The organism is Paenibacillus sp. F024 (assembly GCF_057814255.1).
In genome coordinates this window covers 1-13,428 of record NZ_JBVASZ010000020.1, presented here as the reverse complement: position 1 = coordinate 13,428, position 13,428 = coordinate 1, and the positions used below count along the sequence as shown (strand labels likewise).

General features: G+C 42.2%; 14 protein-coding genes. All 14 read left to right on the top strand.

All coding sequences use genetic code 11. The features are described from left to right. Positions 1-13: 13 nt before the first annotated feature. On the top strand, positions 14-1,570 hold the full coding sequence (flgK, locus tag ACZYR9_RS18850) for a flagellar hook-associated protein FlgK (protein ID WP_488980006.1): 1,557 nt from the start codon (positions 14-16) through the stop codon (positions 1,568-1,570). A 22-nt stretch (positions 1,571-1,592) separates the two neighbouring features. Further along, on the top strand, positions 1,593-2,489 hold the full coding sequence (gene flgL / locus ACZYR9_RS18845) for a flagellar hook-associated protein FlgL (protein WP_488980005.1): 897 nt from the start codon (positions 1,593-1,595) through the stop codon (positions 2,487-2,489). A gap of 13 nt (positions 2,490-2,502) precedes the next feature. Next, a complete protein-coding gene (locus ACZYR9_RS18840) occupies positions 2,503-3,072 on the top strand; it encodes a DUF6470 family protein (RefSeq protein WP_488980004.1) in 570 nt (189 codons plus the stop codon). 102 nt (positions 3,073-3,174) lie between these two features. After that, positions 3,175-3,645: a flagellar assembly protein FliW gene (gene fliW, locus ACZYR9_RS18835; protein ID WP_488980003.1), complete on the top strand. Its 471-nt coding sequence runs from the start codon at positions 3,175-3,177 to the stop codon at positions 3,643-3,645. Further along, positions 3,639-3,890, top strand: a complete 252-nt coding sequence (csrA, locus tag ACZYR9_RS18830) for a carbon storage regulator CsrA (protein ID WP_488980002.1) — start codon at positions 3,639-3,641, stop codon at positions 3,888-3,890. Before fliW ends, csrA begins: the two co-directional genes overlap by 7 nt. 210 nt (positions 3,891-4,100) lie before the next feature. After that, positions 4,101-5,228, top strand: coding sequence for a flagellin N-terminal helical domain-containing protein (locus tag ACZYR9_RS18825; RefSeq protein WP_488980001.1), 1,128 nt, complete (start codon positions 4,101-4,103; stop codon positions 5,226-5,228). Between the two features lie 83 nt (positions 5,229-5,311). Continuing rightward, positions 5,312-5,650 (top strand): DUF8042 domain-containing protein, encoded by a 339-nt coding sequence (locus ACZYR9_RS18820; RefSeq protein ID WP_488980000.1) that lies wholly within the window; start codon positions 5,312-5,314, stop codon positions 5,648-5,650. Next, positions 5,643-7,568 (top strand): tetratricopeptide repeat-containing glycosyltransferase family 2 protein, encoded by a 1,926-nt coding sequence (locus tag ACZYR9_RS18815; RefSeq protein WP_488979999.1) that lies wholly within the window; start codon positions 5,643-5,645, stop codon positions 7,566-7,568. The genes ACZYR9_RS18820 and ACZYR9_RS18815 overlap by 8 nt, the downstream gene beginning before the upstream one ends. A gap of 12 nt (positions 7,569-7,580) precedes the next feature. Continuing rightward, positions 7,581-9,602 (top strand): methyltransferase domain-containing protein, encoded by a 2,022-nt coding sequence (locus ACZYR9_RS18810; protein WP_488979998.1) that lies wholly within the window; start codon positions 7,581-7,583, stop codon positions 9,600-9,602. A 365-nt stretch (positions 9,603-9,967) separates the two neighbouring features. Beyond that, positions 9,968-10,351, top strand: coding sequence for a flagellar protein FlaG (locus ACZYR9_RS18805; protein ID WP_488979997.1), 384 nt, complete (start codon positions 9,968-9,970; stop codon positions 10,349-10,351). Positions 10,352-10,376: 25 nt separating this feature from the next. Continuing rightward, positions 10,377-11,942, top strand: coding sequence for a flagellar filament capping protein FliD (gene fliD, locus ACZYR9_RS18800; protein ID WP_488979996.1), 1,566 nt, complete (start codon positions 10,377-10,379; stop codon positions 11,940-11,942). A gap of 17 nt (positions 11,943-11,959) precedes the next feature. Further along, a complete protein-coding gene (gene fliS, locus ACZYR9_RS18795) occupies positions 11,960-12,361 on the top strand; it encodes a flagellar export chaperone FliS (protein ID WP_488979995.1) in 402 nt (133 codons plus the stop codon). Next, entirely contained in the window at positions 12,354-12,689 is a 336-nt protein-coding gene (locus ACZYR9_RS18790; RefSeq protein WP_488979994.1) for a hypothetical protein, read from the top strand. The genes fliS and ACZYR9_RS18790 overlap by 8 nt, the downstream gene beginning before the upstream one ends. Positions 12,690-13,024: 335 nt before the next feature. Beyond that, positions 13,025-13,222: a cold shock domain-containing protein gene (locus ACZYR9_RS18785; RefSeq protein WP_036682971.1), complete on the top strand. Its 198-nt coding sequence runs from the start codon at positions 13,025-13,027 to the stop codon at positions 13,220-13,222. Positions 13,223-13,428: the final 206 nt, after the last annotated feature.

Here is a 13,428-nt window from a genome sequence, read left to right as displayed (position 1 = left end):
GGAGTGTATTCCTATGAGATCAACTTTCCATGGGCTGGAGACTGCGAAACGATCATTGTTTACGCAGCAAGCCGCTTTACAGACGACTGGACATAATATCGCTAATGCCAACACGGCAGGCTATTCTAGGCAGGTTGTGAATATGAGCGCGTCAAGGCCTATGGAAGCTGTAGGCATGAACCGCTCGAATGTTCCTGGTCAATTAGGCACAGGGGTAGAGTTCGAGTCGATCACTAGAATTCGTGAAAGTTTTTTGGATAATCAGTATAGGAACGAAAATAAATCCTTTGGCAGCTGGTCTGTTCGACAAGATACATTAGAGAAGCTTGAAAAAATCATTAACGAGCCTTCAGATACGGGGATTCGAACGGTAATTGATAACTTCTGGAAATCGTGGTCTGATCTCAGTAAAGATCCGGAAAGCACCGATGGACGTAAGATTGTCCGAGAGAATGCATTGGCATTGACGGATGCCTTTAACGCCACAAGCAAGCAACTAAGCGACTTAAGCGCTGATCTTACAGAGAACATTAATGTAAAAGTAAACCAAATTAACACCATTGCCTCTACCGTCTCCAATTTGAACAGAGAAATTCAGCGCGTTGAAGGACTTGGCGATAATGCCAATGATCTTAGAGACCAAAGGGACTTGTTGACCGATGAGTTGTCTAAGATTGTGAATATCCAAGTAAGCGATACAGCCCAAGGTTACACTATAACCATGGGCAATACAGCTATTGTTACAGGCGGTACGCCAGCTGTATTGACAAGTGACATCTTAAATCAGGCATTTTCTTCAGGGGACCTTAATAGCGGTGAAGTATACGGCATGATCGTTTCGAGAGATCAATATGTGGCAAGCTATATGTCTGAGTTAGATACAATGGCGAATACTTTGGTAAACGGGAAAATCACTGTAACGATTCCTAAGGATTCCGTTTTGCCTGAAGGGACCGTATTGAATGGGGTTACCTATTCCGATGCCAACAATAACAGGACATTGACAAGCGATCTGACGGTCGAGGTGGATGGCTTTAACGGGCTGCACAAGCTCGGATATAACCTGGGGAACCCATCCTCAGGAGTGCCTTTCTTTGATGAGAACTCCGGCCAAACCATAACGGCTGCGACATTTAAAGTCAATTCGGCAATCGTCGATACCCCAAATCTTATTGCAACCTCGATGCGTACAATAGGAACGGGAGCGAATGAAAAAGTAGTCATCGGAAACAATACGGCTGCTCTTTTAATGTCGCAGGTGAGAGATGCCAAATATAGTTTTGGAACTGGAACCAATACATCCTTGGCAACCGTAGACGATTATTTCCGTTCGGTTGTCGGACAGCTTGGCGTACAAACAAAAGAGGCCCAACGGCAAGCGAGCAACCAGAAGGTTCTGGTGGATCAAGTCGAAGCTAGAAGACAATCGGTGAGCGGCGTTTCGTTGGATGAAGAAATGTCCAACATGATTAAGTTTCAGCATGCATACAACGCTGCGGCTAGAGTAATGACCACTTTTGATGAGACGCTTGACAAAGTGATAAACGGAATGGGTGTCGTTGGCAGATAATAGCTAAGAAGGAGGGGAAGCCATGCCGTTAAGAGTGACGCAAGGCATGATCAGTACGCAATTGCTTAGGAACGTTTCTACGAACTTGGGCCGATTGAGCAATTTGGAGAATCAGCTCTCTACCGCACGCAAAATCAACGCTCCTTCCGATGACCCCGTGGGAATCACATTCTCATTAAGATATCGGAGCGAGCTTTCTGCAAACGATCAATTTCAAAGAAATGTAGACGCAGGCTCTTCGTCCTTGGATTTTGCTGACACGATGCTGGGACAAGCTGGAGATGTATTGCAGCGTGTTAGAGAATTAGCGGTTAAAGGTGCCAATGCTTCCAACCCGGACACGGCCATGGAAGCCATTAAAACCGAGATTCAAGAAATGTATAAACAGATGGTTGATATTGGAAATAGCAAATTTAAGGGTAAATATGTGTTTAACGGTCAGCTCACTGATCAGAAGCCATATACCGAAGCCGGGGCTGCTACAGAAAAGACGGATAACGGGCTTTTGCAATTTGAAATGGGTCCTGGCATTAAGCTGCCTGTTAATATTGTGGGCGCTGATGCTTTTGGTTTACCTACGGATCCCGATAATGTGTTCCTCATTATGAATGATATGATCACGGATCTTGCCAATAATAATCATGCCGGCGTTAGCAATGCTATTGATAAAATCGACTCGAGAATGAACAAGCTACTTGAGATGCGTTCGGAGGTCGGTGCCAGAACCAACCGGATCGAGCTCATTCAAGGGAGATTAGTCGATATGAGCACCAATTTACAAAGCCTGCAATCCAAAACAGAGGATGCGGACATGGCTGAAGTGATTACAAACTTGAAAATGGGCGAAAATGTATACCAGGCTTCCCTCTCGGCAGGAGCCAAAATTATTCAACCTAGCTTAGTCGACTTTTTACGCTAGGAGGTCATTTCTAATGGTTACTTTCCCCTCCATCTCCATACACCAGCAGTATGCACAGCTTGGAATTGACGCCGATCAGGCGACGCTCGAACAGAAGCAGCCGAAGGCGACCTACGAGATGAAGCGGATACCGCCTAAGCTCCAAATCGAATCGCCGCCTGGAGATCTTCAAATCGATCAGAGTAAAGCATGGGATGCGCTAAACCGAGCAGGTCATCTGGAAACCATGAACCGGATTTATTCGGAGGCAAAAAATGTAGCGCTGCAGGGCATTGCGAGAATCGTAGAGCAGGGCAACAGTCTAGGCAACATTGCGGCAGGTGGCAATCCTATAGCAGATAATGCACAGCAGCTTTTTTTCGATCGGTTTGAATTTAATTATACCGGGGCGGCATCTTATGATAATGTTGATATTCATTATAGGGCAAACAAACCGAGGATCGAAGTGACCGATGGCCGGATAGAAGTCAATGCGCAGGTGAACCGGCCGGAGCTGAACGTTACCAGAGGTAAGCTGGATATCTACATGCTGCAATATCCCAAGGTAGAAATTACACCGCCTCAAATTGATCTGAGGATATAGTGAAAGGACTATCGGTTTGGAAATTTCTATAGTTTTTAATATACTTTTCTCAAGGGCTCCGGTTAGGAGCTTTTCTTATTTACATGAAGGGGTGATTCATAGATGATGGTAGGTACTTTGCAATTTGGGCAAATCATCGTGGAGGAAGATCAAATCTTCTCCTTTCCCCAAGGCTTGCCCGGTTTTGAAGAAAGCCGGCAATATGTGATTTTGCAATCGGAGGCAGATGAGCCATTTTCGTTTATGCAGTCCGTAGACAATCCTGATTTATCGTTTGTCATCACGAATCCATTCCTCTTCTATCCAAGCTACGAATTTCAACTGCCGGAGAGCGTGCAGGAGGAGCTGGAGATCTCAGATGCCAAAGATCTGATGATTTGGTCCATTATTACCGTCTCAAGCGAAATCGAAAATATAACGATAAATCTTCTTGCGCCCATCATTATTAATATGATAACCAAAACGGGCAAGCAGGTCATCCTTCACAATACCTCCTATAAAACCAAGCACAAGCTGGTAGACCATGCGGCAGATGCCGTTCCGTCGCAAATGGATGGTGAGCCGTCATGCTAGTACTTACCCGCAAAAAAGGCGAATCGATCATGATCGGAGATCAGGTGGAGTTGGTTGTGCTAGGAGTTGAAGGGGAAAGCGTTAAATTAGGCATTAGAGCTCCCCAAAACGTCGAGGTTTATAGAAAAGAAATTTATTTGTCGATACAAGAATCGAATCGTGAAGCATCGAACATTGCTGTAAATCTCAAGGATTTAAGCGCTATGATCAAGGTGAAGCGAGAAAAAGATAGTAATTTGTCCTAAATTAGAGAAAAGTAGCGGTATATCGAGAAAATAGGGCTTTTAAAAGCATAAAATCGACTCAAATGCGTCTAAATGATCGAAATTAAACCTACAGTACGCATCGATCAATTACGATAATATTAATAAGAACGATTCATTGGGCGGCCGACCTATGAATAGTTGAAAACCACATGGATGTGGGAAAACGAACCTTCAGGGAGGAAGAAAAACATGAGAATTAATCACAACATTGCAGCATTAAACACACACCGCCAATTGACAGGAAACAACGGTGCGGTTGGTAAATCTTTGGAAAAATTGTCTTCCGGTCTTCGCATCAACCGTGCTGGCGACGACGCAGCGGGCTTGGCTATCTCCGAAAAAATGCGTGGACAAATCCGCGGCTTGGACCAAGCACAGCGTAACGCTCAAGACGGCATCTCCTTGATCCAAACAGCTGAAGGTGCTTTGAACGAAACTCACAGCATCCTGCAGCGTATGCGTGAGCTTGCCGTTCAATCGTCCAACGATACGAACACGGATGCTGACCGTCAAGAGCTTCAAAAAGAAGTGGACCAATTAGGTAAAGAACTCGACCGTATCGCAAACACGACGGAGTTCAATACGCAGAAGCTGTTGAACGGTAACCTGAGCGGTACGAATGCTGCAGTACAATCTGCAAAATTCGATGAGAAGGCTGCTGTATTTACGGGTATTACGAACGCTGGTACGATCACAAATGACCTGTCTTACAATGTAAGAGTCGGATCCGCAAACTCTTCCGCCACTACCTTTACTATCACCTTTACAGACCATCAAGGTGTTGCAAGCAGCTTGAAAATCGGCGCTGCTGGCGGTACAGTAACTATCGGACAAGCTAGCGTAACCATCGGCGCATTAACAACAGCTAACATTGGTGACGAGTCTACCTTTACACAAAGAGCGGCTATCAAAGACAACACGGATACGTCTTTGACCTTCCAAATCGGTGCGAACTCTTCGCAAACGATGAACGTTTCCATTGAAGACATGGGCGCAGCTGCACTGAACGTTAACGGTGTCAAAATCGATACCAAGGGCGCGGCCGAAGCTTCGATCTCTGCGATCCAAAAAGCGTTGGATGATGTATCTTCGCAGCGTTCCAAGCTGGGTGCGTTCCAAAACCGCTTAGAGCATTCCATCAACAATCTGGGTGCATCTTCCGAAAACCTCACCGCTGCAGAATCCCGTATTCGCGACGTAGATATGGCGAAGGAAATGATGGACTTCACAAAGAACAACATCTTGACTCAAGCAGCTCAAGCGATGCTTGCGCAAGCAAACCAAACTCCTCAAGGCGTATTGCAGCTTCTGAGATAATTAATAGTAAATTCAATGGTATAAAAAATGGGAGAAAAGCCGACTGTATAGTCGGCTTTTCCTAAATTAAGAGGGGATAATTAGTGATAACGCAACTAAACGAATTAAAGGATACAACCAAACAGCTGATAGAAAACATTTGCTCCCGAATTGAAGGTATTGCCGAACTTTACCAAAGCGGAAACGATGAATCGGCTAATCAGAAGATGATCTTCTTAATCGAAGATCTCACTGCATTGGTCGAAGGTGCGGAACGGCTGCAAGCCCATGTCGGTGCTATCAGGATGGATGAATGCAGCGAAAAATTGAACATGCTGTTTCAGGCATATCAAACGAAGGATTATCTGTTGACCGCCGATTTGTTAAAATTTGAACTGCTCCCATTATTCGAATACTGGAGTGAACATTTAAACGATGAGTAGTAAGCTAACCCTAAGCGTCTGCATGATCGTCAAAAACGAAGAGAATAATCTTGGACGCTGTCTTGATAGCGTTGCGCCGCTTCTAGAAGCAATGTCTGCCGAATTGATTATCGTGGATACAGGCTCTACCGATAAGACGGTCGATATTGCTAAAGAATATACCAGTAAAGTGTACTACCATGAATGGAATAATCATTTCTCCGATATGAGAAATAAATCGATAGCGTACGCTTCAGGGGAATGGATTTTTATTCTGGACGCTGATGAGGAATTGGAGCATCCAGAGAAGCTTGTGGCATTATTGCAATCCGAGACAATTAACGAATACAACACGATACGGGTTTTGGGTAAAAACTTTTTGACTGAAGATCGTGATAAATATGTTGTGCATATATCGGAGCGTTTGTTCAGAAATACAGGGAAATTCCGTTATGAAGGCTCCATTCACAATCAACCGAAGTATGAGAATCCTGCCTTGCATGCCGATATTTATATAAGGCATTACGGCTATAATAATGATGATCCGGAATTGATGGAAAAGAAATTCAAGAGAACAAGCTCCTTGCTGCTGAAAGAATTGGAGAAGGACCCGGATCATATTTATTATCGGTTTCAGCTAGCTAGAACTTATTTCATGCATAAAGACTATAGGGAAGCTTTGTTGCAAATAAGGAAGAGCTACTCCTTACTAAAGAAACAGAGTAAAGACATAGTGGCAAGAAATTATTATGTTATCGGTGAACATGCCCGAATGAGTTATGTTTGCAAAGTATTTGACGAAACGGTAAGAATAGCAAAAGAAGGTATTTCATTATCGCCTCAATACATAGATTTATATTTCTACTTGGCGGATGCACAGCTTGCTCAGCAGGAAATAGATCAAGCGATTGAGTCATTCAAAACGTTTTTGAAGCTTCATGAACAATATACCAAAACGGGATTATCCAAATTGTCTATTCTGGAGCTATATACGGTAGATGAAACAACGAAATTTGTTGCCGCCTATAAATTAGCCAGGGCTTTAATTGAGAATGAAAATTATGCGGAAGCAGTTGAATATATAAATTTAATTGAAGAAAATACCCATAAAGTTGATCTTGCTATTAAAGTTATGTTAAAGCTTAAAAGATATGAGGAGTTGTATCAATTTTATAAATCTATTGAAAATAATTCCTTGGCAGCATACTTTGCCAACAGGTTGGAAATAGCGGCAATAGCTTTGAAGGATGATGACGAAAAGTTAGTATTAGCAAGAGCATTTTCTAAAGATGAAGGGCCCTATGGCCAGCTAAACCAAATTAGGATAACGGATGACAACAGCCGTTTAATTAAAGATTTTGTTGCCAGCAATATGATGAATAAACTGGATGTATTTCCGTATTTTCAAATTTATCAGTTTGCTATAAAATGCAGCTTGCCTGTGATTTCTTATTTTAAAGCGTTGGAGAACGGATATATTAAGCTGTATGTAAAAATGCTTTTGGATAAATTCAGTGAAGCTCATGATTATTTTATGAAGTATTTAAAAGGTGAAAAAATCAGACCTAATGATTATCACGGCAATCGGGTCTATTGCGCCATTGCAAATGTTGTTTTATTAATGGCAGTCGAAGATGCTAAGAAAAAGGATAAGGCAATGGATCAGGAGTACCACGAAATATTTGATTTATATATTGAACGTGGAATTAATTATGTTACTCAATTATATCAACAGACGTCGGTCAGATTAATTTATAAAACGATTGACAACGCGGAAGACCAATTTTTTATTTTGATGTATCTTGCCCAAGAAGCAAGCGAAAAAAACAATCTAAAATATGCGCTAAGTTACTATAAAGAGGCTGCCGAAGTTTATCCTTTCGTTGCAGGGCTATTAAAACCATTTATGGAACGAAGGACTTCAACTGTTACTCAATAAAGAGGGGATAACATGAGCGATACTGACAAAGAAATACTCGAAAAAGTCAAATTGATGAAGCTGAAAATCGAAGAGCTTATTAACCTGGGAGAGCTTGAAGCGGCCGGTCAAGCGATCGAAAAATGTGAAAAATTAGTGCCTGAGGATGTTGAATTGCTTTCGATGAAAGCGATTGTGCTGATGGTAGAGGGCAAATGGGCCGATGCAAAAACGGTGTTGATGAAAGGCCTGGAGATAGCCCCTTATCATACCGATTTGCTTTATAATCAAGCCTACTGGTATGAACAACAGCAGGATTACCAATCCGCATATGAGCTATATTGCGATCTGAATCGTCTGCTTCCAGAAGATCAGGGACAAGAAATGAGAAATAAAATCTCTCAATTGAAGGAGCTCGACCCGGCGATACGAGAAAAGAAAAAGCTTGTTTTTTTTGTCAAGGAAGGGATGGGAAGTTTTCTTAACGATATTATTAATCGATTATCTTCTGACTATCGGACGAAAAAGATCATAGTCACCCATTATCCCCAAATTGATGAAGGCATGAAGTGGGCGGATATATGCTGGTTTGAATGGTGTGATGAGCTAATTATTTACGGAAGCAAGCTTCAGGCGGCCCGGGATAAGCAAATCATATGCAGACTGCACAGCTACGAAGCTTTCACGGACTACCCGAAGCAAGTGGATTGGACAAATGTAGATCATGTGATCTTTGTAGCCGAGCATATTAAAAAATTCGTTTTAGAACAAACTAATAATCTTGACGAAGATCAAGCGGTTGTTATTCACAATGGCATCGATATCAATAAATATACGTTTAAAGAGAGAGAAAAAGGGTTCCGTATTGCTTATGTAGGCTACATTAATTATAAGAAAGGGCCTATGCTGCTTCTGCATTCCTTTAAAGCTATTTTTGATCGGGATCCCAGATATAAATTGCATATTGCCGGTCAATTCCAAGATCCGAGAGATATGCTTTATTTTAGACAGATGATAGCCGAGCTTGGATTGCAGGATCATGTCATTTATGAAGGCTGGCAGGAGGATATTAACAAATGGTTGGAGGATAAGCATTTTATCATTTCCACCAGTGTACTCGAAGGCAATCCGGTCGGAGTTATGGAGGCCATGGCCCGGGGAATTAAACCGTTAATCCATCATTTTGTCGGTGCAAAATGGCAATTCGGCAAATTTGTATGGAATACGCTTGATGAGCTTACCGATATGATTATGTCGGAAGAATATACTCCTAGAGAGTATCGGAATTATATTGAAGAAGGCTATTCATTAGATAAACAAATAAATGAAATTCACCGTGTATTGCAAACGTTCAAGAAGGACACCGAGGAGATTGCTGCGGCCGCGAATGAAGGTATGGCCGGAGAAGCCTCAGTACAAGAGGTTACACAGTTTTATGATAATTTCCTGAGCTATTTGCAGCAGGATCGACAAAGGGATAATCCAAGGCATCTATACATCAAACAGCGGTTGCAGCAAATTGTCAAACCTGGTCAGAATGTACTCGATTTGGGCTGCGGCATAGGGATAACCACGGAATTTATCCATTCGCTTGGGGTGGAGAAGGTTATTGGGGTTGATCTCTCACCAAAATTAATTGAGTATGCCAAAAGTACGGTTGCTGATGTTGAATTTATCGCGCATGACATTACCACACTGGATCTGAATGAACAGTATGACGTGATCTCTCTTTGTGATGTTATGGAGCATGTGCCAAGGGATAGATATCCTGATTTATTCCGGGTTATCCGCAAGCATTTAAAGGAAGAAGGGATTGTGTTTATTACGATTCCTGACCCCGAATACTTGGATTTTATTAGAAAAATTATGCCCGATAAACTGCAGATTATTGACAACAGTATCATGTATCACGAAATGAGTGATCTTAGTAGGGATAACGGTATGTCCATTAAGTTTTTTAACGCATATAAAATATTTATTGATAATGAGTACAATGAGTATGTGATTACCACCCAGAACTTTAAAAAGACTTGGGATAGGCTCTTATCAAAATAAATCTTTTCTTAAATAAGAGGTGACAAAGGGTTCCTGCGTGGATTTCATTTAATAGTAACGTATCTCAATTAATCGATAGAATTCGCAGCAAAACATTATACTCGGTATCACGGGATTTGTTTATGTCGAACTTTCGCGCATGTGGCAGCCCGATATTTGCGTCTGGGATAGGTTGTACTTAAAAATACAATCTATTCCGGAACTTGCCGATTTGGCCGCAAATGGAAACCGATACCCAGATGAGTATAGTAAGAGCACTAGTATCATTATTAAAAATAGGGTTGATTTCAGAGATTTCCTCTAACACAATTCACATTTTTGTCCGATATTATTATCATAAGAACCCAGTCGTGGAGGTGTTAGAGGTGGAAGTGAACTTATCATACGGAGCTTCTGAAAATAATAGATACCAAACGGCAGCAAGCAAGTCCTTAGTTAACGATTCCCCTGTTTCATCAACGGCTAACCTTCATTCGGCAAAAGACATAAAAGAAGCGGAACTTAGGGGAGAGAACATCCCTGTCAGTGAGGAACAGTTCATCAAAGCGATTGAACGGGCCATTAAGTCCGTTGAAGGCGCAGCAACTTCCCTGGAATTTTCCGTGCATAAAGAAACAAAGCAAATCCTTGTTAAGGTATTGAACAAGGAAACCGGAGAGCTCATTAGAGAAATACCTCCAGAGAAGAATCTCGATTTAATCGCTAAGATATGGGAGATGGCTGGAATCATCATAGATGAGAAAAGATAAATTAATAAGCGGGAGATGATGACTAATGGTTACACCCCTTAATCGCTTTAGTGGTTTGGCAAGCGGAATGGATATCGATTCCATTGTTAAAGGTCTAATGACGGCTCATAGAAAGCCACTGGACGTCCTTAAACAAAAAAAGCAGATAATCGAATGGCAGCGTGAGGATTATCGCGATATGAATACGAAGCTGTGGGATTATCGCAATACCAAATTATTTGATTTTAAGCTGGAAGGCAATTTAAGCTCCAGAACGGCTACTTCCGCCAATCCGGATATTGTTACAGCCAGAGCTACAGGAGATGCGCAGATTGGGCCGCTAAATATTAAAGTAAATAGTGTAGCTACAGCCGCCTCTAATATAAGTGCAAGCGATATACGAGCAAATTCCTCATTTGACCCGACAAAAACATTAGCTAGTCAAGCGGCTAATTTGGCAGGCACGCTTACTGAGGTAACTCCAGCAACAGATCCTCCTACATATGAGACTTATGAAATTAAAATCAATGATAGTAAAGTGATTACGATCAACCCGAATGTAGACTCGCTGAATAATGTGATTGCCCGCATCAACGCAAATACTAATGTCACGGCTTTTTATGAAGTGGGCAGTGGGGGAGGTTTGGTCTCGTTTACTTCGAAGCAGACGGGCAAAGTGAACGGTCCCAATAAGGATTCGGCCGACATCACCTTTGAGAACGTAAAAGGTAATTTTACGACGGACATTTTAATGGTGACGGGTGCAGGTACAGCAGCTACGGATGCCTCTGTAGATATCAATGGGGTAACTGGTATTACGAAAACGAGTAATACTTTTACCATCAATGGTGTTGAACTTACATTGAATCCGCAGACGCCGGCAGGCTCTTCAACTACAGTCATGGTAAAAACAGACACAGATAAGATGGTTGAGAGCATAAAGGGCTTTATTAATGATTATAATGAAATTTTAAAAACGATGCAGGACAAAATCAGTGAGAGCCGATTCCAAGGTTATGCACCACTGAGCGACGAGCAAAAAAAGGAAATGAAGGATAGTGACATTGAGCTTTGGACCAAAAGGGCGCGAAGCGGTCTATTAAGGAATGATTCTTATCTTAGCCAGGCTGTCAGCGGAATGAGAATGGCTATAGTGTCTCAAGTTGAAACAGGGAGCAAGGACTATAAAACGTTAAGCTCTATCGGTATAGAGACCGGTCAATATGTTGAAAACGGGAAGCTATATCTCACCGATGAGAAAAAGCTGAGAAAAGCCATCGAGGAAAATCCTGATGCCGTAATGGCCATGTTTACGGCTAATGGAAATGGTGATTCGGACAAATCGGATGTGGGAATTGCAGAACGGATTTATGACCAATTGAAAGTAACGTTAGATGGTCTTACGAGCAGAGCAGGTACAGTCATTTCTCTTAAGGACAATAGTGTTCTTGGAAAGAGACTGAATGAAGTGGATAAAGAAATTGATCAATGGAACACTCGATTAAACGATATTGAAAATCGATATTATCGGCAATTTACAGCGATGGAGAGCGCTATTAGTCGATATAATTCTCAATCCGGATATTTAGCCAACGCATTCGGTGGAGCATAATAGCAGGAGGCCCTAAGATGATACAATCAGCGCAGAGAAATAAATATTTGGAGGCATCGGTTCAAACTGCAACCCCTGCACAGCTTTTGATTTTATTATGTGATGGAGCTATACGTTTTTGCAGAGCGGCGATTGAAGCCATTAAGCAGAAAAAATATGCTGAAGCGAACGATAATCTTTGCAGGGCTCAAGACATTATCAGTGAATTTATGATTACCTTAAATCCTCAAGCGTCTATTTCGGATAATTTGATGAAGCTTTATGAATATTTTAATTTCCGGTTGATTGAGGCTAATACAAAGAAAGTGATTGAACCCGCGGAAGAGGTGCTGGGATACTTAATTGAGCTGAAGGAAACGTGGTATCAAGCTTCAAAGTTAGCTCAACAGAGTCCCGGTGCCGGAGTAACTTATGGATGAGCTCTTTCAAGAGTTGGAACAACTCATGGAGGATTGGATGCAGTCTCTATCACATATGACCTATGAAGAGATAACAGCATATGTCGACAGCAGAGAGCAAATCATTGAAAGGATGAAGTGCCTCTCTTTATCCCGGACGGAACGAAGCGGGTTTACGGTACGAGTACAACGCTTGCTTCAATATGATGCGTTAATCCTTGCCAAAATGAATGAGCTTAGAGATGAGGGGTTAGAAAGAACCAGTAAAATCAACCAGGGCCGGTTACAAAAATCGGCGTACGAAATTGACATTGTTCCGGATAGTGTATTTTTTGATCGGAAGAAATAATTGACGGCTGGATTAAGGTAATTGACTCCAATCTAATGCTAAAAGCAATCCTTCATATTATAAAACGAGTGATACTCACAGCTGTGCTGTGAGTATTTTTTTATCTGTGGACAATGTGCATAACTCTGTTGATAACTTTGCCAGAAATGTCGAAAAACCGCGATATGACGGGCTTTTTGGATGTGAATAGGTTATTAAGAGAATGTTAATACGAGAATTTTCAAAATATTTCTATAACACGCGGATGCTGCATTGACATGGGTAAGTTTGGGATGATATATTCGAAATGTAGGCTAGAGCTTGCAGTTATTTGATAACGAAGGGAATGTTTTTGCATGCAAGGTAAAGTGAAATGGTTTAACGCAGAGAAAGGTTATGGCTTCATCGAACGCGAAGACGGAGGCGACGTATTCGTACACTTCTCCGCAATTCAAACTGACGGCTTTAAAACGCTGGAAGAGGGCCAATCCGTTGAGTTTGATATCGTAGAGGGCGCTCGTGGTCCTCAAGCCGCTAACGTCATCAAGTTGTAATCATCCGGCCGGATTCGGCCGCCTTTATAGATGGTTATGTTTGAAGATGGCTGGACACCCCGGAAATCGTTCCGGGGTGTTTTTTTTGTAGTACGCCCAGCATGGGCGTCATCTTTAGGGTGAAAGTCCTGAACGGGGGCTGGCGAGCGCCTACCGTAGCCAAGGGCAAGGGTGTCCGTCGCGAGGCGGAATCTGAAGGAAGCCGG